The sequence below is a fragment of the Vibrio sp. OPT18 genome (genome assembly GCF_015163615.1).
GTDB lineage: Bacteria > Pseudomonadota > Gammaproteobacteria > Enterobacterales > Vibrionaceae > Vibrio > Vibrio coralliirubri.
Genome location: NZ_JADDYK010000053.1, coordinates 35,752 through 56,956, shown reverse-complemented (window position 1 = coordinate 56,956; position 21,205 = coordinate 35,752). Strand labels below are relative to the sequence as shown.

The 21,205-nt window shown below is 45.1% G+C and carries 16 protein-coding genes; 4 read left to right on the top strand and 12 right to left on the bottom strand.

The features are described 5' to 3' along the window. Positions 1 to 217: 217 nt before the first annotated feature. From IQQ51_RS13430 to IQQ51_RS13420, 3 genes are all read left to right on the top strand, one after another. Positions 218 to 1,681, top strand: coding sequence for a sigma-54-dependent transcriptional regulator (locus IQQ51_RS13430; protein WP_193841323.1), 1,464 nt, complete (start codon positions 218 to 220; stop codon positions 1,679 to 1,681). Beyond that, on the top strand, positions 1,671 to 3,698 hold the full coding sequence (locus IQQ51_RS13425; RefSeq protein WP_193841322.1) for a cache domain-containing protein: 2,028 nt from the start codon (positions 1,671 to 1,673) through the stop codon (positions 3,696 to 3,698). The genes IQQ51_RS13430 and IQQ51_RS13425 overlap by 11 nt, the downstream gene beginning before the upstream one ends. Positions 3,699 to 3,971: 273 nt before the next feature. Continuing rightward, a complete protein-coding gene (locus tag IQQ51_RS13420) occupies positions 3,972 to 5,591 on the top strand; it encodes a methyl-accepting chemotaxis protein (RefSeq protein WP_193841321.1) in 1,620 nt (539 codons plus the stop codon). Between the two features lie 134 nt (positions 5,592 to 5,725). Here IQQ51_RS13420 and IQQ51_RS13415 read toward each other — a convergent pair whose 3' ends face one another. Together IQQ51_RS13415 and IQQ51_RS13410 are read right to left on the bottom strand one after the other, a co-directional pair. After that, positions 5,726 to 6,613, bottom strand: a complete 888-nt coding sequence (locus tag IQQ51_RS13415; protein ID WP_048612067.1) for a mechanosensitive ion channel family protein — start codon at positions 6,611 to 6,613, stop codon at positions 5,726 to 5,728. 1 nt (position 6,614) lies between these two features. Then, the gene (locus tag IQQ51_RS13410; protein ID WP_122081563.1) at positions 6,615 to 8,960 is read right to left on the bottom strand and encodes an ATP-binding protein; all 2,346 of its coding nucleotides are present in this window, start codon (positions 8,958 to 8,960) and stop codon (positions 6,615 to 6,617) included. A gap of 728 nt (positions 8,961 to 9,688) precedes the next feature. Between IQQ51_RS13410 and IQQ51_RS13405 the strand changes: the two genes are divergently transcribed. Further along, a complete protein-coding gene (locus tag IQQ51_RS13405) occupies positions 9,689 to 11,272 on the top strand; it encodes an ABC-F family ATPase (protein ID WP_009846736.1) in 1,584 nt (527 codons plus the stop codon). A gap of 147 nt (positions 11,273 to 11,419) precedes the next feature. Here IQQ51_RS13405 and IQQ51_RS13400 read toward each other — a convergent pair whose 3' ends face one another. The 10 genes from IQQ51_RS13400 to IQQ51_RS27100 all read right to left on the bottom strand — a co-directional run. Further along, positions 11,420 to 13,309, bottom strand: a complete 1,890-nt coding sequence (locus IQQ51_RS13400; protein ID WP_193841320.1) for a methyl-accepting chemotaxis protein — start codon at positions 13,307 to 13,309, stop codon at positions 11,420 to 11,422. Between the two features lie 367 nt (positions 13,310 to 13,676). After that, a complete protein-coding gene (gene cydX / locus IQQ51_RS13395) occupies positions 13,677 to 13,784 on the bottom strand; it encodes a cytochrome bd-I oxidase subunit CydX (protein WP_082151276.1) in 108 nt (35 codons plus the stop codon). A gap of 26 nt (positions 13,785 to 13,810) precedes the next feature. Further along, entirely contained in the window at positions 13,811 to 14,947 is a 1,137-nt protein-coding gene (gene cydB / locus IQQ51_RS13390; protein ID WP_193841319.1) for a cytochrome d ubiquinol oxidase subunit II, read from the bottom strand. Between the two features lie 9 nt (positions 14,948 to 14,956). After that, the gene (locus tag IQQ51_RS13385; RefSeq protein WP_048615924.1) at positions 14,957 to 16,573 is read right to left on the bottom strand and encodes a cytochrome ubiquinol oxidase subunit I; all 1,617 of its coding nucleotides are present in this window, start codon (positions 16,571 to 16,573) and stop codon (positions 14,957 to 14,959) included. A 108-nt stretch (positions 16,574 to 16,681) separates the two neighbouring features. After that, positions 16,682 to 17,290, bottom strand: a complete 609-nt coding sequence (locus tag IQQ51_RS13380) for a DoxX family protein (protein WP_017083666.1) — start codon at positions 17,288 to 17,290, stop codon at positions 16,682 to 16,684. Continuing rightward, complete coding sequence (locus IQQ51_RS13375) at positions 17,287 to 18,072, bottom strand: putative DNA-binding domain-containing protein (RefSeq protein WP_193841318.1); 786 nt, start codon at positions 18,070 to 18,072, stop codon at positions 17,287 to 17,289. Before IQQ51_RS13375 ends, IQQ51_RS13380 begins: the two co-directional genes overlap by 4 nt. Beyond that, the gene (locus tag IQQ51_RS13370; RefSeq protein WP_046225238.1) at positions 18,065 to 18,949 is read right to left on the bottom strand and encodes a DUF692 domain-containing protein; all 885 of its coding nucleotides are present in this window, start codon (positions 18,947 to 18,949) and stop codon (positions 18,065 to 18,067) included. The genes IQQ51_RS13375 and IQQ51_RS13370 overlap by 8 nt, the downstream gene beginning before the upstream one ends. A gap of 83 nt (positions 18,950 to 19,032) precedes the next feature. Further along, positions 19,033 to 19,359 (bottom strand): hypothetical protein, encoded by a 327-nt coding sequence (locus IQQ51_RS13365; RefSeq protein WP_193841317.1) that lies wholly within the window; start codon positions 19,357 to 19,359, stop codon positions 19,033 to 19,035. Between the two features lies 1 nt (position 19,360). Further along, the gene (locus IQQ51_RS13360; protein ID WP_046225231.1) at positions 19,361 to 20,302 is read right to left on the bottom strand and encodes an MBL fold metallo-hydrolase; all 942 of its coding nucleotides are present in this window, start codon (positions 20,300 to 20,302) and stop codon (positions 19,361 to 19,363) included. A 417-nt stretch (positions 20,303 to 20,719) separates the two neighbouring features. After that, the coding region (locus IQQ51_RS27100) for a formate dehydrogenase accessory sulfurtransferase FdhD (RefSeq protein ID WP_228012857.1) at positions 20,720 to 21,205 on the bottom strand (486 nt) is incomplete at its 5' end.

The following is a 21,205-nucleotide window of genomic DNA, read 5'->3' as shown; positions in this document are numbered from 1 at the left end:
TGTTGTAATTAGAAATCTACACCTTATAAGCAATCTTAATGCCAACAAATCATGCATCAGATTTCATTAAATTGCTGTTATTTCGGACAAAATTGCGTCATTTAACCCGTTTAAATGAATCAAAACATGAGCTAGGACAAAATGTCGCACATTGTCCCTGTTGGAGAAAAGGTTAATTGGTACACTCTGTCCCAACTTTCCTCATCGGCTAATCATTATGTCTTTACCTAGTTCATCTGCATCCAATCTCAACCCGAACACATTGACTCAGTATCAGGCGTTTTCCGTTTTGGTCGTCGATGATGAATTGGGTATGCAGGCTATCTTAAAGAAAGCACTGGGTAAGTTCTTTGGCAAGGTGTCAAGCGCAGGGTCGGTTGAAGAGGCTGAAACGCTGCGTTCAAGCGAACATTTTGATCTGATTGTCCTTGATATCAACCTACCGGGCCGCTCTGGCATTGAGTGGGAAGAAGCGTTTAACGACAACGACAAACGCGCCGATGTGATTTTCATGACGGGTTATGCCGATCTAGAGATGACCATATCCGCGCTTAAGCTTGGCGCTTCAGATTTTATTCTTAAGCCGTTCAACCTCGAACAGATGATACAAGCGGTTCTGCGTTGTATGGATAAGCGACTCGACCAAAGAATGCAGTACGCGTTGAAGCGCGATGTTAGTCGTCATATCAAGACCGAACTGATTGGTAATTCAGACAAGACCAAACAGCTTAAATTGCTGATCAGTCAATTTGCACCGTCTCGAGCGTCCGTTTTGATAGAAGGTGAGTCAGGTACAGGTAAAGAGTTGGTTGCGCGAGGTGTACATGAAGCCAGTAAACGCACCGGTCCATTTGTGCCAATCAACTGTGGCGCGATTGCTCCAGAACTTCTAGAAAGTGAATTGTTTGGACATACATCGGGCGCATTTACTGGTGCGAAGAAAAACCGTGAAGGTCTTTTCCGAGTCGCAAGTGGTGGCACCTTGTTCCTTGATGAGATCGGTGAAATGCCATTGCCAATGCAAGCTGCATTGTTACGTGTGTTAGAACAAAGAACCATTCGTCCAGTCGGTAGCGAGAAGGAAATTTCCGTTGACGTACGAGTGGTGGCGGCGACGAACCGAAATCTTCAACAAGAGGTCGATAAAGGTCACTTCCGCCGCGATCTGTTCTACCGACTCAATGTACTTAAGATTGATGTGGTGCCATTGAGAGAGCGCCCATCAGACTTGATTGAACTTGTTCCATACTTTACTCGTCTTTTATCGAACGAGCTGGGCATGCCTGTTCCAAATTGGGCACATGAAGATATCTTGGCGTTGAACGAATACGAATGGCCGGGGAATATTCGTGAGCTTAAAAACTTAGTCGAACGATGCATTCTTTTAGACAAGCCACCAGCACACTATTGGCGCGAGATTAATGGTGATCCTGTTCCCGCTAGCATTTCAGTGACGGTGTCACATGGTGCAGAGATGCCAAACTTGAATAATGCAGATGCTGCCGAGGGTTATCCAAACACATGGACACTCAAAGAAGTGGAGAAATCTCATATAGAACAGCTTGTTAGTTTTCATGATGGCAATAAATCGGCTGCTGCGAGAGATCTTGGCGTCGCACGTAAAACGCTAGAACGTAAGTACAAAGATTGGAACACAGAAGGCTCTGAATATGCCGATTAGACGTCGTTGGTGGTCAAAGTGGGCGTTCCGGTTCAAAACCATGGTTCGCTACCGCCTATTGTTCCTGACATCTGCTCCTATCATTCTTACCTTGTGTGCACTTGTAGCTATCACACTGTATTGGTCAATACATTACACGTGGCAGGGCGCTCTGATTGATGTTGATGAGCGTTTGGATGTTGCCGATAACAGTATTCACCTGATCCAAAATCAGCAAGCATACAACGTTCGTGCGTTTGCCGAGTCTTATAACTTTCGAACCAAACTCGCGAGTGATCTTTCACACGAAGAGCTAACGCGCTGGGTGTCTGAGAACAAATCTCGCTATGAGCTCGATTTTCTGCGCTGGCGCAGCATCGAAAGCATGGAGAAGAAACTCGAGTATCTAAACTTAACTCACAAGTCTTCGTTTTTCAGTGTCTTAAGCCGTAATGAACTCAATTATCTCGATCGTGACCTCGCTAAAAAAGCGGAAGTTCCAATGCTCAACGGGCAAGAAGTTGAGACTCGAGGATTGGTAAGCCGAACCGTTGTATCCATCAAAGATGAACATGATCATGTGATTGGTTTTCTGGATGGTGGGATCTTACTGAATAACAGCACTCAACTTGTTGACCAAATCAGTAACCTTATCTATCCACAACGAGAAGGTTTCAATCGTCATATTGGTACCGTCACGGTTTTCCTTGATGATCTTCGTGTCAGCACAAACGTGCCTTTGAGCAGTGAAGACAGTGTAGGGCGCGCCATTGGTACGCGTGTTTCTCACGAGGTTCACTCGAAAGTCTTAAATGAAGGCAAAGAGTGGCTAGATCGAGCTTATGTTTACGATGCTTGGTACATCACAGCTTACCAACCAATCCATGACCAGTTTAATAATGTGATTGGCATGCTTTACACTGGTTATTTGATTTGGCCGCTGATAGAAACCTACTTGACCAACCTTGGCGAAATCAGCATTACCATAGTGTTGTTGTTGTTGGTATCCGGATTGATCGTCCACCGTGGCGCGCGTGATCTTTTCAACCCAATCGAACGCATTCATAAGGTCGTCAAGCTAGTACAGATGGGGCAAGACAAGCGAATTGGTACACTAGGTTTGGATGATCAACACGAACTGACACTGCTCGCTAAACAGTTCGATAAGATGTTGGATCTACTGCACGAGCGTAATCAAGAGATTCAACAAGCGGCGTCTGAACTTGAGTGCAAAGTGCATTCTCGTACCGCGAGTTTGAAAGAGAAAACCGAAGAACTTGAACTGCACATCAAACTACTCAATCAAGCCAGAGATAAGCTGGTGGTCAATGAAAAGCTGGCCGCGTTAGGTGAATTAACGGCGGGTATTGCTCATGAGATCAATAACCCAACCGCCGTGATTCTTGGCAACGTTGAATTGATGAAGTTTGAACTGGGCGATGAAGTGAGCCGTGTAGACGAAGAAGTCCACGCGATCATGGAGCAAATTGACCGAATTCGAAACATCACACGAAGCCTGCTTCAATACAGCCGTCACGGCGGCGTACAAGACGAAATTACGTGGCAACATATCAATCCAATTGTCGATGAAAGTATTACGCTCGTAAAAACAGGCGCGAAGAAGAAAGGCATTGTGTACGTATCACAGCTGAACGCTAAAACTTCAGTCGAAGTGAACCGAAACCAATTACTGCAGATTCTGGTTAACCTACAAATGAACGCTATTCATGCAATGGACGGTCAGGGCACGTTAACCATTTCGAGTGAAGACTGGGTTGAAAATGGTGTGTCTCATGGCGCTATCGTTCATGTTCAAGATGAAGGCTGTGGTATTAAGGAAGAACAACTGAAACGTATCTTCTCGCCTTTCTATACCACCAAACGAGATGGCACGGGCTTAGGGTTGTCAGTATCTCAGAGTATATTGAGCCAAACTGGCGGCGAGATCCGAGTTGAATCGGAGGTAGGTAAGGGAAGTTGCTTTAGTATCTATCTTCAACAGAAAGCGACACCTCAATTGCTAGTATCAAACCTATAAGTTCTAAGAACTTATTCACCGACATTATCATCTGATAATACTTCTAACGCGCTTGGGCTATTACACGAACGTTTTAGCCCAAGCACGAAAATCCCGCACTACTAATCTATCTCAAACCAAATCTCAACCTCTGCCGGTTTGACGAGCACCTCTTTTTGGTTATGTAACACAGTGTATATCTTTCGATCTTGATGCATATCATCTGAACTGTTCGAAATTTTGATACCTTGGCCGAAAATCCATAATCAAAACAAATAATAAAGTCAGTCAGCTATGAAATTAAGTAACTTATCTATCAAATCAAAACTCGTCTCCATCGTCATTTTATCGTTTGTTCTATTGGTAATGGCATCCACTTTTAATCTAATGCAGCAGCGTGCGAGTTCCATGCAAGAGCGTCAAGATAAGCTCAGTGCTCAAGTCGAAACTGCAGTCAGCTTAGCGAGCTACTATTACAACCAACGTAATGTGCTCGGTGAAGAGGTCGCAAAGAAACAAGCACTTCAAGCGATCGAAACCCTTCGTTATGACACCACCAATTACTTCTGGATCTTAAACCAGCAACTCAACGTTGTTATCCATCCAATAAAGCCTGAACTCAATGGCAAGAACGCGGGTAACTTTAAAGATGGTGCGGGGAAACACCACTGGCGTGAGATGGTCACCATTTCTCGTACTCCAGAAGAGAAAGGCTTTCTTGATTACCAATGGATGAGCCCACAAGGAGAACTCAAAGACAAGATTTCCTACGTACAGCTGTTCCCAGAATGGAATTGGATTGTTGGCTCGGGCATCCTGGTTGCGGACATTCAAGACGCGTTCTATGCATTGGCGCTCAAAGAGGGATTGGTTGCGGTCGTATTGTCAGGCTTGTTGTTTGCGATGGGCTACGCGATTTCCAATAACATCCTCGTGCCACTTAACAAGCTTATCGACAACACTCACAAAATTGCCGATGGCGATCTTCGTGTACGCATGAGCATGACACGCAAAGATGAACTGGGCGATATGAGTCAGCAAATTGATACCATGCTCGACAAACTGCAAAGCACGCTTCGCACAGCCAATGAATCGGCGGATTTGTCCAGCAACATGGCGAGCCACATTGCTCAAGCCAGTGAAGAAGCAGCAACCAGTGTTAACTCACAACATGCACAGCTTGAATTATTATCGACTGCAATGACAGAGATGAGCGCGACCATTTCTGATGTCGCTGTGAATGCCGAAAATACGGCCGCTAGCACCAATAAGGTTGTCGACCACGCAAACCAGAACGACCAAAACATGCAGGTAACGTCTGAGACTATATCTCAGGTTTCAGAGAACATTTCGACCGCGAACAACTTAGTCAGAGATCTGCAATCAGGCGTGACTGAAATAAGCCAAGTTGTTGGAGTGATTCGTGATGTATCAGAACAAACGAACTTGTTAGCGCTCAACGCAGCAATCGAAGCGGCGCGTGCAGGAGAGCAAGGAAGAGGATTTGCGGTTGTTGCTGATGAAGTCCGTAACCTTGCTAGCCGCACTCAGAATTCAACCAACGAAGTGCAATCCACGATTGAGAAACTGACTCAACAAGCAGAACGCACCTTTAAGGCAATGCAAAGCAGCAACGAGAAAGTTGATCACAGCGTTAACGCGTCTAACGAAACTCGCCAGCAACTCGATGTGATTGTGAATGAACTGCATAACGCTAACGACATGGTCGCACAGATCGCCGCAGCCTCAGAGCAACAAAGCACGGTAGCCACTGAAATGAGTGAAAGTGTCACTGGGATTCATCTCGCTGCAAATGAGGTACTGCAGGCCTCACAATCGCTTGCAGAAGACAGTCAGAAAATGGCGAACACTACAGAACACCTTACTGAGCAATTGAAATACTTTAAGGTTTAGCATCAATAGGACTATTAGCTTGAAGATAAAAAGCTCATAAAAAACACCTCCGCACTTGCGATAAGTTCGGAGGTGTTTTCGTTTGTCGCTGACTAGGAGATTAATTCACTCTCCGAGCTTTAGACCAAGTGCGATTAATGCGCCGCCACTGAAATTTTCGGAGGGTTGATGTTGTGCTTCTTAAACTCTTTCATCACACGCAGGGTAATGTCGGTTTCAAACAGCTTCTCATATGCAGTATCGACGACATAAGCCTTACAAGTTAGCTGTATCGCTAGATAGTTATCGGTAATCGTCTGTTTAACCAAAACCGTTACAGGCTTCGGCAAGTGGATGTAACGACTTGAAGACGCCGCTTCTTGAATCAGGTCGCGGGCTAGGGTGATGTCTTCATCCATACCGACGTAAAACGGAATCACCACCTGCATGTCCAACGCACCGTAGTTACCACTGGTGGTCACTTCATTTAAGAACTTGTTGTTCGGAATGGTAATTATGTCATCGTTCAGGGTTCTCATTCGCACTGAACGCAAACCGATGGTAATGATATCACCGTAGTTGCCTTCGAACGTGACACGGTCACCAACTTGAAAGGGTCTATCAATCATCACAGTGATACCCGCGATGAATGAAGCTGCCAAGTCTTTAAGTGCAAAGCCGACCGACACGGCGAGGGTACCACCAATCAAAGCCAGTATTTGGTCGTTGATTCTAAAGCTCATCATGAACACGATAAGACCGGTGCTCACGTAGATAAAGAACTGAGTAAACGACTGCAGTTTCTGTAGCAGCATTCGATATTGCACGAATTGGCTACCAAAACTGGTCACCATTGAGTTGATAAACTTAAGCAGCAACCACATTGCAGCGATAACGATCATGGAGAAGAACACGCCGCTCCATCGCACTAGGCTCGCTATCTTTGAGATGTTTTCTACATTTGCTAACTCTTCCGTCGCAAAAGTCGGGAAACTGACAGCACTTGCCAAGCCAACAAATAGTAGGATAAATAACTTCTTCATTTTACTTCACCAGTAGATGTTGACGGTCGAGGACGTTAGTAATGTGGCGGAACCAGTGCTCGGAAATTCGAGCCTTTTCTTCATGCCAACCAATATAACCACGGCTTTCAAAGTAACGCAGAATGCCCGTTATCTCAGCCGTACTTAGCTGCGTACAATCAGACAAGACTTCCGGAGACGCGATTTCCAATTGCACGATAGAGCGAAGCACAGCCAACATAGGTTTTGGCATGTTTTCCAGCTCTTGTGCTTCAGGAACATGGAACAAGCGCACCACGGCTTGATCGGTATCTTTGTTTCGATTCAAAGAAAGTCGGAAGAAGCGCAGAGCAACGGTAGGGTTACCATCAGAGTAATGCCACAAGATTCGGTAGAAACCTTGGCGTGCGCGGTCTTCCTCGCTCATGTCATCTTGGTCCCACTGTTTAGGCACCACCAAACCATCAAACGACAGCGGCTTCTCAAGCTCTGTATTGATACGGCTATTCAGAAGCTCACCGACCTGTTTCTCTGTCCAACGTGGTAGAAAACACACCAAATCAAACAGCAGACGTTCACCACGCGCACGATCGACAAATCGCCAGCTCGATTTAGCAATCGAAATCACGATACGGTGGTTCTTTTTAGAACGGCGCAGTAGGTTGGTTAAACGAATTAAATCAGACAGGCCGCCAACCATTGGCTTAACTAGACGTTGTGCATTGTCGATCGCAATCAAGTACGTGGTCTTGCTTTTACGAAGGTGCGCCAAGATCTGAATCTCAGTCGCTTTCTCTTCCAAGCCGATGCTCACAGCTAGATGCGCTAACAGCTCTTGATAACCTGCGTAAGGGCAACTTACGTAGACAGGTTCAGCGTTAGAGACTTTGTGCAATAGGGTATAAAGCAGCGTTGTTGCGCCCACACCACGTTCACCTGAAACAATACAGATAGCAGGGCTGTCTGACATCAGGTAGCGAGACAGTTGCTTAACCTCATCACCGGCGTAATCAATTAGAGTGCTGTCGATATTACCCGGCAGGATGTACTCATAGGTTTGATCGCCTTTGATTCGAACCAAGTTTTGTTGGTTTTTATCAAGGTCAGACTGCTTAGCCACTTCGATTCTAAATAGATAAGCCAAAGCTTGGCTAAACAGCGTGTAATTAGATAGCAAGGCCATGATGCGGTGTTGGAAGCTGTACACGCTCAACCATACGATGCCAATTGCCGTCGCTAATATATTGAGTAGGAAGGTTTCCTTACGGTTTACTGCCCAGTTCACCCATACCGGACGATCGGAGATATGTTGCAGCGTATCAAAGACTTTCGCGCGCCATAATCTAAGCACTGAAATGGTAACCAGTACAAACCAGAAAAATAGGGCGCTGTAGATCCAGCTATAGATAGTACCTTTGCCTAGCGTGATGCTCGATATCTGAAGGGTCACACCCGCAACAATGAAGCTCCATACATAACGGCGAATAGTCGATAGGCGCAGCGCAATCACTTCTTGATTGGATGTGCGACCCAAACGATACGCAAATTCCAAAATAAAGCTGATGGCAATCGAACCACCTAGAATCCACCAGGTGAAGATCTCAAGGAAAATCAGGTGTTGTAGGCTAGGGATGCTGGAGAGCACTCTTAGAGAAAGCGTAATCGCGATTAACCAAGCAATCGCACGATCAGCGCGGCTGATATACCAGATCACACGTACTAAAAATGGAGGGTTCGTTTTCGCTTCAAGAAAATTAATTCTGAACAATTCGATCAAGCGAGTGCTGTTAGCAAGCCACCACACTAAACCAAAATAGATAAACAACACTTTTAACGATGCACCAATCACAGGCACTGGCGAAATAAAGATGTCTTTAACGAGCGCTTTAAAGCTACGAATCTGGAAGTAAACAAGATACTCAATGTTGAGCTTGGTTAATTCCCACTCTTGTTTAAATTGAGTTACGCCGTAAGGGCCAAAACCCGTTAGACGCTCTTTATTAGCGGAGTTCGTCTGCTCTAACAGGTGTTGCTTGCTCACATTCAAGCTATTCAAAGTGACGTAGCTGGTTTGAACGGCAAACCATTGTTCGGCGTCGTTGTTCACTCTGTAGGCTTTTATCTGTTGCTCGAAGGTTTTGATTTCCTGCTTTTGAACTTGTAGCACTTCAGCAAGCAATATATTGACTTGGCGTCTGTCCGAAGGCTCCATAAAGAGGGGATCAGGTAACGAATCAATTCGGTCATCGAGATCAACAGCGGAATCGGATACCTGCGGCTGAGATTGTAAGTCATATTCCAAGTTGGCATGACTAGGCCAAGAGAGAATGGCCAAAGTGAGGATTAAGAAGCGCGATAGTGAACGCATAAAAGTCTCTTAGAATTATGAGGTTAGGATTACTATAGTTAGATAATCTGACTTTGTGAAATCCAACCCCGTGTCGGGGGCGAGTACTTTATTCCTGTTTCGAGCGATTTTGTCATGAAATTGTCAGGGATTAGGCAAGGGTCTGTTGACCTTTCGTGGTTAAATTTTGTTCGAGATAGAATCGTTTTAGGCGCGGCAAGGAGTATGTAGCCTAGTCATTCTAAGTTAATACTTCTTAACAAAGCATAAAACGATTCTAGCCGAACCCTTCGGGCAGTCTTTGTGGTTCATTTCTACTGCGTTATCAGCTTCTCATGTAGGCTAGCTATACTTCAAAGCCTCTGCCTTGTAGAAATTTCCCACAAAGTGCTGCAAAAATCAGCTCGAAAGATCAACAGACCCTAATATTTGAGCATCTTTGTTATGTCTGCTGTTGCGTTGATCGGGTTGGTTTTTACTATGACCAATTAGCATACGATATATTCAATGGTTGGCATGATTTGGGACGTTATATACCGCCCATTATGGTGCGCTGTTCGATATTTTGTTTTTCCTTAAAATCGACGGTTTTACGGCGATAAATAGAAAACCAAAAATGTGAGTCAGTTCAAACTATGATTTGGCTAGGTTATCACTCACTTAATGGCCAGTAATTGCAATCAATACTTGCAGTTAAAGCCCTGAACAAGTAACGTTGCGGCGTTTTTCACATTAAAAAGGTAATGGCATTGATCTCCACAGCAAATATCACCCAACAATTCGGCGCTAAGCCACTTTTCGAAAATATTTCAGTTAAGTTCGGCGAAGGCAACCGCTACGGTTTAATCGGCGCGAATGGCTGTGGTAAATCGACGTTCATGAAGATCCTATCTGGTGAACTAGAGCCAAGTGCTGGTAACGTAAGCTACGATCCAAACGAGCGCGTTGCTAAGCTAAACCAAGACCAATTTGCTTACGAAGAATTCACGGTAATCGACACGGTTATCATGGGTCACAAAGAGCTTTGGGCTATTAAGCAAGAGCGTGACCGCATTTACTCTTTGCCAGAAATGAGCGAAGAAGACGGCATGAAAGTGGCTGACCTTGAAGTTCAGTTCGCTGAAATGGACGGCTACATGGCAGAAGCGAAAGCGGGTGAGCTTCTTCTAGCGGTAGGTATTGAAGAATCAATGCACTTCGGTCTGATGAGCGAAGTAGCACCGGGTTGGAAACTTCGTGTTCTATTGTCTCAAGTACTGTTTGCAGACCCGCATATCATGCTTCTTGACGAACCAACGAACAACCTGGACATGGACACCATCAAGTGGTTGGAAGATACGCTAAACCAACGTAACTGCACAATGATCATCATTTCGCACGACCGTCACTTCCTAAACTCTGTTTGTACACACATGGCTGACCTTGATTACGGCGAACTTCGTCTATTCCCAGGTAACTACGATGAGTACATGACGGCTGCGACTCAAGCTCGTGAGCGTCTATTGTCTGACAACGCTAAGAAGAAAGCACAAATTGCTGAACTTCAAACGTTCGTATCTCGTTTCTCTGCTAACGCATCTAAAGCTAAGCAAGCAACGTCTCGTGCTAAGCAGATCGATAAGATCCAACTAGACGAAGTTAAAGCGTCTAGCCGTCAAAACCCATTCATCCGTTTCGAACAGTCTAAAGAGCTATTCCGTAACGCACTTGTGGTTGAAAACCTATCTCAAGGTTTTGAAGAAGACCTATACAACAAGTTCGACGGTATTTTCGAAGTAGGTGAGCGTGTTGCTATCATCGGTGAGAACGGTGTGGGTAAAACAACACTACTTAACACACTAGCGGGCGCTCTTGAGCCTCGCACTGGTGAGTACAAGTGGTCTGAAAACTCAAACATCGGTTACTACGCTCAAGATCACGCACACGATTTCGAGACAGACATGAACCTGTTTGATTGGATGAGTCAATGGCGCCAAGAAGGCGAAGACGAGCAAGTTGTTCGTGGCTTCCTAGGTCGTATGCTATTTGGTCAAGACGACATTAAGAAATCTGTAAAGGTTATCTCTGGTGGTGAGCAAGGTCGTATGCTTCTTGGTAAGATCATGATGCATAAACCAAACATCCTTCTAATGGATGAGCCAACAAACCACATGGATATGGAATCTATCGAAGCGCTTAACTTGGCTCTTGAGAACTACAAAGGCACATTGTTCTTCGTATCTCACGACCGTGTATTCGTAGACTCGCTTGCAACTCGTATCCTTGAAATCAAAGATGGCAAGATCAACGATTTCCGTGGTACTTACGCTGAGTTCTTGAAAGCACGCGGCTAATACCGTGTAGCAAGTGCTAATACGTAATAACGCGTTAGTACGTATTCAAAATTAGAAAGGCCTCTATCTTAGCAATCAGATAGAGGCCTTTTGTTTTTCCATATCGCATAAATCAACTAGCTTGCGTTAATCGTCAATCGTTAATCACTAGTACTTAAACTGCGCGACAATCTTCTCTAGCTTCACACTCACGCTCGAGACTTGTTCACTGCAACGCACTGATCCAGAAACCACGGTATAGGTATCACTGGCAAGGTGTGCGATATCCGTAATGTTTCGGTCAATCTCAACCGAAACCATCGATTGCTCTTCGGACGCTGTTGAGATCTGACTGTTTAAGTCGAACATCTCGCCAACTTGGAAGTGTATTCCTTCTATCGCATTCACCACGTCTTTGGTTTGGCTTTTCACCAGCTCAGTTTGTTCTAAGCTCGCTGTCATCTTAGCGACGGTCTTGTCTATCCCAGTGGTTAAACCATGAATCGTGGATTCTATTTGATGGGTTGAATCGTTGGTCATTAGGGAAAGCTCTCGCACTTCGGACGCAACCACAGCGAAACCTCGTCCATGATCGCCAGCACGCGCTGCTTCAATCGCAGCATTAAGTGCTAATAGATTAGTTTGCTCAGCAATACCTTGAATGGTCGTCACCACCTGATTGATTTCACGGCTCTGTTCTTCGAGCTGAACGATAAGATCCTGCGACTCTGCGATGTTTTCTACCAAGACATTAATACTGTCGTTGGTTGATTGTGTTTTTTGTAGCGCTTGATGGGCATTTTCTTTGATCTTCTCGGCATTGGTTGCGGCATTTTCGATGTTAGCCGTCACCTCATTACTGGTCATCACTAACTCGTTAACTGCCGTCGCTACCGATTCAGATTGCTGCTTTTGTTTCTCTGCATTGCTCATGCTTTTAACTGCCGCTTCTTCAGAGCTGCATGAACTGTCTGTCAGCACCGTCATCACGCCGGATAGCTCTTTGATGTTACCGTGCAGTTTATCGATGAAGGTATCGAACGAGTGGGCAAGTTGAGCGAGCTCGTCGTTACCTTTGGCGTTCATTCTGACGGTTAAGTCTCCATCTCCATTTGCAATAGACTCCATCATCACGTTTATCGCTTTGATACGACCCAGGATGTTGTGACCGATGAACACCAATAACAGAGAAAGCAGAGCGACGATAGCTGCACCAAACAGATGTAACATGTTTTGTGTGTTTCTAACTGCCGCTGTAATCGCTTGGCTTATCTCATTCTGCACTTCTTCAATGGCTTGTTCTGTTTGATGAACATTGCTACGTAAAGCGCCTCTAAGCCCCAACTCTGCAGACAAACCTAGATTGCTGTTAGCAACCAATAGCGTCTCAACCGCAGCCTTATATTCGGAATAGGCTTGTTCAGTCGCAATCGAAGTTTGGGAGTAGGGTTCAAACTCAACAAGAGCATTAGTTAACGCTGCATTCGTTTGGCCATTAATATGTGCGAGGTAATGGAAGTCTTTTTCAATCAGCTCTAACAACGCAAGTTCCAGTGCCAAACTTGATTCTGATTCGATTGCTGATTTCAGCGTTGTTCTTTTTCCATCGAGAGTTGCGACAAAGCCCAAAGGTGGGGTTGTGCGTTCGATGTCGTTCACTTGATTGACGATCTGGTGGAACTGTTTCTGATATTGATGAAGGGTATCGGAGATCTTGGTCATTTGATCGGTCAGGTGAAGCTCGTGCGAGGTTAGGGTTCGGTTCAGCGTCACCAATCTTTGATTCAATGTGGCGGCAGTTTTATCGAAACGCTCTGCGTATTTTTGATCGTGGCGAGACAAGAAGTCTTTCTCATGTCGCCTAAGCGTTAATAAATCGACTGAGCTTCTGAGATTTTCGGTTGCAGCGATCTCCAATGATTCCAATTTGTCTAAGCTGAACTGCTCGTAGATGGCATAGATAAAAACAGAAATAAACAGGGTGAGGTTGATTAAAATAAACTTACTGCGAATAGAAAGAGACAGCAAACGATGCTGAGGTTCTGATGGATTGTTCATGGTTAACTCCCTTTAGCCGATGACGTTTCATGTCCATCTATGCTTAATAGTTATTAGATACATTTAAATGATGGATATGTAACTAATAGCCTATAGGGTTGTTAAAGCAAGGTCGGTTGGTGGCGAAAGCAACTTAATCGATGATATGCACCAACTTGACGATTAACTTAGTAATTTGAAGAGTCTAGTTTGCTGGATAAGATGAGGTTAAGCACATGAGATTAGATGCGAAAAGAAAAAGTCCTCATTAACACTCATGTCGGCAATCTTTGAAATCGCAGGCATCGCATTAAATGAGGACTTTCAGTTATTTTAAGTAGTTAGCTTACTATCGAGTTAACGTTGTTAGTAACTTTACCGATCAGCTTTATTCGTTTTGTTCATCGAGAAAGTCGGTGTGCTCTAACCACAGCGCATTAATGATTCCAAACGCGCAGGCGAGTAATACGCCCAGTACCCAACATAAATACCACATAGGTTATCCTCCTATTTCATCTTTAATTAATACAGTGACGAGCTGTTATCGTGAATGTATTGGCTGTCTAGTCGACCGAACATTTTGTAGTAACACCAGATTGTGTAACCCAAAATAATTGGCACCACGATAACTGCGACAACCGAGATAATGCTCAGTGTTAACTCACTCGATGTTCCGTCCCACAGCGTTAAGCTGTGCGATGGCATCAAGCTAGATGGCATGATCATTGGGAATAGGGCAACGCCCGCTGTCGTTATGATGCTTGCTATCGATAAGCTTGACGAAGCGAAGGCCAAACCAGCGCGGTTAAGTCGAGTCATCACTGCACAACTCAGCATTCCGATGATGCCTAGTACAGGAATTCCCCAAAGTACCGGATAGTTTTCGTAGTTATGTAGCAGTAAGTCATCAAACTTCATGACATGTTTTAATAACGGGTTTGAAACACCATCGGTCACAACTGGGCTAGTAATCAGATAACCCGGAAGTGTATACGCGTATATCCCACCAACAATAAACAGTCCGACAGTGACAAGCGCCATACATACGATCACTTTCTGCGCACGTTGTTTTAAATCACCCGTCGTTTTCATCTGTAGGAATGCCGCGCCTTGCGTGACAACCATCGCCAAGCTCACCAAGCCACATAGCAGTGGGAAGGGCGTGAGTAGATCCCAGAAACCACCTTGGTATGACATCATTAGCAATTCGTTAAATTCAAACGGAACACCAATCATCAAGTTACCGAAACCAACACCAAAGATAACCGGAGGAATGAAGCCACTGACGATAAGTGCAATATCACACGCTTTCTTCCATTGCGGGTTATCGATTTTAGCGCGGTAATCCATACCGAGCGGTCTTAACCACAAGGTCGCCAACACGATAATCATGGCTAAATAGAACCCGGAGAACGCAGCCGCGTAGATTGCAGGCCATATCGCAAAGATAGCGCCACCCGCGGTAACCAACCATACTTGGTTGCCATCCCAGTGAGGGGCAATCGAGTTAATCATGATTCGCCGATCAACTTCCGACTTCCCTAAAACAGGGAGCAACGCCGCAACGCCCATGTCGAAACCATCGGTAATGATAAAACCGATCAACAACACGCCAATAACTGCCCATGTAAACAGGCGAAGATTTTCGTAATCAAACATCTGAATTCCTTAATGAAGGTCGATAGTTTTATCTAGCTGACGCGGTGTGCTTTGCTCACCTGTAATGGCTAGATCTTGGTTTGATTGCTCATGGTGATAGCGACCCGTTTTCAGTGCGCTCGGGCCCATTTTTGCAAACTTAACCATCAGGAACATTTCTACAATCAGGAATGCGGTGTAGAACAAGTAAACCAATCCGATAGAGATCCATAAACTTGAAGCGGGTAGATTAGAAGCCGCCATGTTTACTGGCAGAATTTCACCAATAGCCCAAGGCTGACGACCGTATTCCGCAACAAACCAACCGGCTTCACAGGCAATCCAAGGTAGTGGAATCGCGCATATTGTTGCTTTCAGTAACCAACGGTTGGTACCAATCTTACGACGACAAATTTGTACGAATGAAAGACCAATGATGGCAAACATCAAGACGCCACACACCACCATGATGCGGAAGCTCCAGAACAGAGGGGCAACCGTGGGGATTGTGTCTTTGGCTGCTTGTTTGATCTGTTGCTCTGTTGCATCCACCACGTTATCGCTGTATTTCTTAACCAGTAATCCATAACCTAAGTCATGTTTAACCGATTCAAAATCATCGATATTTTGTTGTGATTTATCACCAGAGCGCAGTTTTTCTAATAGACCGTAAGCTAAGATGCCGCTGCGAACACGTTCTTCATTCTTTGCCAATAGATCATGAATGCCGACAACTGGTGTATCCAGAGATCGCGTTGCGATAATACCCATCACGTAAGGGATCTTAATCGCGTAGTCCGTTTCCATGGTTTCTTGATTCGGGAAGCCGAACAGTGTGAATGAGGCAGGGGCTTCTTCTGTGTGCCATTCAGCTTCGATAGCCGCCAGCTTCACCTGTTGAACATCACCCAATTCATAACCAGATTCATCGCCTAGCATCACTGTCGAAACAATCGCAGCCATACCAAAAGCACTTGCCACTGCAAATGAACGACGAGCAAACGGTAAATCACGCCCTTTAAGCATGTAGTAAGCACTGATACCCATAATAAATAGCGCGCCGGTTGTGTAACCTGCCGCAACGGTATGTACGAACTTCACTTGAGTCACTGGGTTGAAGATCACTTCGACGAAGTCTGTCATCTCCATACGCATGGTTTCGAAGTTAAACTCTGCGCCCACTGGGTTTTGCATCCAGCCATTGGCCATCAGAATCCACAGACCAGAGAAGTTCGAACCCAACGCCGTCAACCACGTTACCGATAAGTGCTGACGCTTAGAAAGCTTGTCCCAACCGAAGAAGAACATACCGACTAAGGTTGATTCCAAGAAAAACGCAATCAAGGCTTCAATGGCGAGCGGAGCGCCAAAGATATCGCCTACGTAATGCGAGTAATAAGCCCAGTTAGTACCGAACTGGAATTCCATGGTTAAGCCGGTAGCAACACCGACAGCAAAGTTAATACCAAACAACTTACCCCAGAACTTGGTCATGTCCTTGTAGATGGTTTTGTTGGTCATGACATACAGCGATTCCATCACTGCGAGTAAGAAGGAGAGGCCTATAGTTAGGGGGACGAATATAAAGTGATAAAGAGCGGTACTTGCGAATTGAAACCGCGACAGATCAACGACATCTGTAAGCATAAAAACTCCTTCCCGCCACGAGTGTGACGGGTAAGATAATGGAAAATAAGATGATAATTAGAGAGAACTAATTAAGGGTTTTACATGTAGCTGTGTGAAAAGAATCTATTACCAACGAAGTGCTTTGTTTTGTTTTTTAGAGAACTGTTTACGTAGCCAGTAATCTGCACTCACGTAACGACCACCACCGTAAACAAGCAGTACTAACAACATCACGAAGTAGGTTCCTGCGAACTCCATACCGTTGTTCAGCATTACCGGGTCGCCAAGTTCTGTGATGTAGTTGTAACGACCTGGGAAGTTAACCGCGAGCCATTCGATGAAGCCGTTAAGTCGAACGGTTGCTTCCATACCACCAGTCGCAATCGCATCCCAACCGTGTTTCCAGTGAACCATTGCACTCGCTACGCTCATCATGAAAATCATTGGAATCGAGATAAAGCGAGTAAACAGACCTAACGCGATACAGATACAACCTAATACTTCGGTCGCTGCCGCTAGGAATGCCAGTAGCTCAGGGAAGGGAAGGTTAAGACCACCGTCGGCTGCTGAAGCACCAAACCATGCCACTGTTCCCGAGAAGCCCAGCACTTTAGAGCGTGCACCGACATAAATCACCGGAATCAAATAAAGACGTACTGAAAGCAGTACTAAATAATCGTATTGTTTGCATTTTTCGACAATAGCGTCGTACCAGCTGAGGGCTGACTTAATCATAATTTTTCTCCTAAAGAGTGAACGCCAATCAGTTCAACTTCACTGAAATGTTCGACCCAATTAATAAACTCGAATCTCGCCAATTGTTGAGCAATTATTTGTTTTATATCGGCTAAAGAACGATTTGGTTGTTGTTGAATTATTTGAATAATCGCAACATCAATTTCTCTTAGTTTTATCGTATTGACACGTTGGTCACGGTCGCGATAAATCGCGTAATAAATGGGGTGTCGCCTTTGTGTTAGAAACGTCAGTGACTCACCATGAACAAGGAAAGGTACCTGTACGAGCTTCATCGTACTGTTGACTAACAAACCCAATTGAAGCTGTTGTTCATCAACACGAAGGTCACCCGTCCATGACATCGGCAATACTTGCTTTGAAGCGTCAATTTCAACGCAAAAGGCACACCATTCGTACTCCAACACCGCTAGCTGGTCGGCTGTAAGATCATGACTCGCACTCAAAGTAGACAAATCACTCAGATTAGACATACCCATTGGTTGAGTGCGACGCTGGATAAAGCTAACAAACTCAGTGGCTATATGATGAAACTCTGGCTCTGAGGCGTCATGCACGACAACAAACTCATCAACCAATATCAGTAGTTGGTCTTGGTCGACTTGCTGGCAAAACAGCGGGAATGTGTTGTTCAATACACCAAATACGTTATCTCTAATGAACTCGCTGTATCGACACACTGCGTTGTCTTCAAGTGGCGAACGTATCAGTGCGGTTAGTGCGTGTGTTTGAGTGATCATCATGCTAGGAGGGTTATGCATAAACCAACTCCTGATTCATTGGGCGATGAGCAACACCAGCATCTAGAACCTGACTGTGCATCGTTCGTAATTCCTCAGTCAGCACGACCAAAGGCGGTACGTTGTTGTCTCTTTCGAGCAATAACGGTTTACTGCCATGAATAGAGAAGGTGTAACGCGCCAAGTCAATAACCGCTTGCTGTACCGGCATACCGTGGGTATCAATCAGCGATTTGTTACTTCCACCTGAGCCATCACTTTCAACTAAATGCCCAGCAATGTGGTAATAGCGAATAGCATCGCTCGGTAAAGCCTTAAGCATTTCAGCCGCATCAAAGTGGTGGTTCTGACTGTTCACGTAGAGATTGTTGATGTCGACCAACAATTCACAGCCACTGCGCTTTGCTATTTCAGCGATAAACTCACCCTCAGGCATCTCATCTCCGTAGTTGTGGTAATAAGAGATGTTCTCCATTACCAAAGGACGTTGAATGATGTCTTGGACTTGCTTGATTCTGTCCGCTAAATAGCCGATGTTTTCTGCGTGACGTGGCACGGGTAACAGTTCATACAGATACCCTTGGCTGTCTCGAGAGAAGCTCAAATGCTCGCTGTATACCTGGATATTCAGTTCATCGAGAAATTGACCAACCTGACGTACAAACTTCGTGTTAAGCGGCTGACAATCTCCAATGGATAAGCTTAAACCGTGTGCGATCAAAGGGTATTGCTTCGCTATATCCTGTAGTTGTTCGCGCTTAAGACCACCTAAGCTCATCCAGTTCTCGGGAGCCAGTTCCAGAAAATCAATATCAGGGTGCTTTGGGGAACGAGCGAGCAGTTCAATATGCTCACTGCGTAGCCCAATGCCTTTGTCTGTATTCTGAATGGTTCGCACTTTATGGTTTAACTCGCTGCTTTTAGGGGCTTGGTCATTTGATGCTAGAGCTTTGGCTTTTAAAGCTTTGGTTTTATGCGTTTCTACTGGCCACATACTCCACCTGTCACCTTGCTATTCGCCGTTAAGATGCGCTCTTTGCTTGGCGAGATACCTTCAGCCGTTAAGCCACATTTCCCGTCGCGAGCACGCACTAAACGGTCTTGAGGGTTGCTGGTCAGTTCCGCTTTTTCGAAGCGTTTTTCTGTACCACATTTACCCGCAGCACATTTACCACCGTGTCCTGAAGATTGTTTAGCTTCAACAGGAGCTTCAACAGGAGCTTCGGCAGGTGCATCAGCAAATGCCATTGCAGAGTTAAGGCTAATCACAGACGTGATCGCGATTGATAGGGCGATTTTGTTGTTCATATTATTTCTCCTTTACAGCAGACATAGGGAAGCTCGCTAAATCACGACCAGACATGATTGGTCCGTCGTAGTATTCGCGTACAATTTTGATTGATTCAGATTTGCGCTTAAGGCCTAGACCCATCCAGTGGTTAAGTACCAACATTTTTGGATTGATCTCTTTTGCAATTTCACCAATGACAGAAGGCTTAGCGTGCATGAATGTAGAGACACCATCGGCTTGTTCATGAATCGCCATTGGCATCATCATGATGTCGGCGCCACGAGCGAAGTCTAAGAACGCAGGGTTGCTACCGTTTTGGTCAGCTGAAATCACCATTACGCCTTCTTCACTTTCAATTCGGTAAGCGAGACAAGGTACATCACCATGAGGAATACCCAGAGCCGTGATTTTCAAACCATCTTTTTCGTAAACGACAGTTGGTACTGTGGATTGATAGTCAACATCGGTAAGATTGACTGGGAATAGGCCATCGGTTCCATCGTATAAACCAGCAAGGTAAGCGTATGCGCCATGGTCTGGGTCAAAGTTCGCTGCAAAGTAACCGTTGAGGCTTGGGAACGCTGAACCTGCAGCTGGACCTGAAATCTCTAACGCCTTTTCTCGTTCAAAGAAGTAGCCACCTTTAAGAAGAGCGGGCATGTCATTGACGTGATCGGTATGGAAGTGAGTGATACCCATGAAATCTAGGTCTTCAAGTTTTGCACCCGCTTGACCGAAACGTAGGTAAACACCGCCACCGGCATCAATCATGATTCGTGATTTGCCTTTCCACCATACGATTTCACCTGATGATGCACGTAGGTCATCCGAGATAGGGCCACCTGAACCCAGTATTTGTAATGTAAAGTCGGTATCGACCGGCTTAAGTTCAATTGCGTGACAGTTGGCGCCCAAGGTCAATCCAAGAGCTATTGCTAAAGCTTTTAAAGGCTGTTTCATATTGTTATCCAATTCTTTTTTCTTATGTGTTTTCTTCGAAGTGAGCATTCAAAGAAGTGAAACTTTCGCCAAGCAGCACGATAAGTGCGTGCTTCGTTCTGTTCACGGAGCATAAGATAAAGAATTGTTAACGTTTGGTATATCTAGTAATTTTGAAATCAACGTTAAGTTAAACTAAACGATTAGATTAAGCGCGTTCTGTTGCTGAAATAATGTGCAGAAAGGGTGGTAACTGCGAGCTGGCTGTTAAAATTGTGCGAATAGAATGATGGGCAAGGAGAGGGAATGCTAAGGAGATAAAAGGAATAAAAGAAAAAGGTGCAAGCCTTCGCCTACACCTTATATAAGTTCACCAGAAAACTAGCGTTAGATAGCATTTGTCTTTAGAGAAGTTTGCCTTTAAAGGACTTACGCTGATTACTCGCCTTTTACATCAAAGTCGATCTTGTCTGCACCCGTGAACACTTGGAAGCGTAAACCTTTAGCGCGAGCAATGGTTGTGATGCCGAACTTCTGAGCCAAGTCTAAGCCCATTTGCGTTACGCCAGAACGTGATAGCAAAACAGGGATACCCATCTGAGCAACCTTAATCACCATCTCAGACGTTAAACGGCCTGTGGTATAGAAGATCTTATCTTCACCTGTCTCTTTGTTAAGCCACATCTCACCAGCCAATGTATCAACGGCATTGTGTCGGCCAACATCTTCAACAAACGATAGAACCTTGTCGTCTTTGCAAACCGCACAACCGTGCACTGCGCCTGCTTTCTTGTAGGTATCGTTGTAATGAGTCAATGCTTCAAGCGCTGTATAGATTTCAGATTGCTTAATCTTGTTTTGAGGCACTTGGTAATCTTCCAACTGCTTCATCACGTTGCCATACATAGTGCCCTGACCGCAGCC

Bases quoted from the DNA above. Each gene is read 5' to 3' on its own strand.
- IQQ51_RS13380 (WP_017083666.1), bottom strand. From the start codon at position 17,290: ATGATTAAGTCAGCCCTCAGCTGGTACGACGCTATTGTCGAAAAATGC.
- IQQ51_RS13425 (WP_193841322.1), top strand. From the start codon at position 1,671: ATGCCGATTAGACGTCGTTGGTGGTCAAAGTGGGCGTTCCGGTTCAAA.
- IQQ51_RS13415 (WP_048612067.1), bottom strand. From the start codon at position 6,613: ATGAAGAAGTTATTTATCCTACTATTTGTTGGCTTGGCAAGTGCTGTC.
- IQQ51_RS13375 (WP_193841318.1), bottom strand. From the start codon at position 18,072: ATGCATAACCCTCCTAGCATGATGATCACTCAAACACACGCACTAACC.
- IQQ51_RS13365 (WP_193841317.1), bottom strand. From the start codon at position 19,359: ATGAACAACAAAATCGCCCTATCAATCGCGATCACGTCTGTGATTAGC.
- cydB (WP_193841319.1), bottom strand. From the start codon at position 14,947: ATGTTTGATTACGAAAATCTTCGCCTGTTTACATGGGCAGTTATTGGC.
- IQQ51_RS13360 (WP_046225231.1), bottom strand. From the start codon at position 20,302: ATGAAACAGCCTTTAAAAGCTTTAGCAATAGCTCTTGGATTGACCTTG.
- IQQ51_RS13400 (WP_193841320.1), bottom strand. From the start codon at position 13,309: ATGAACAATCCATCAGAACCTCAGCATCGTTTGCTGTCTCTTTCTATT.
- IQQ51_RS13410 (WP_122081563.1), bottom strand. From the start codon at position 8,960: ATGCGTTCACTATCGCGCTTCTTAATCCTCACTTTGGCCATTCTCTCT.
- cydX (WP_082151276.1), bottom strand. From the start codon at position 13,784: ATGTGGTATTTATGTTGGGTACTGGGCGTATTACTCGCCTGCGCGTTT.
- IQQ51_RS13430 (WP_193841323.1), top strand. From the start codon at position 218: ATGTCTTTACCTAGTTCATCTGCATCCAATCTCAACCCGAACACATTG.
- IQQ51_RS13420 (WP_193841321.1), top strand. From the start codon at position 3,972: ATGAAATTAAGTAACTTATCTATCAAATCAAAACTCGTCTCCATCGTC.
- IQQ51_RS13385 (WP_048615924.1), bottom strand. From the start codon at position 16,573: ATGCTTACAGATGTCGTTGATCTGTCGCGGTTTCAATTCGCAAGTACC.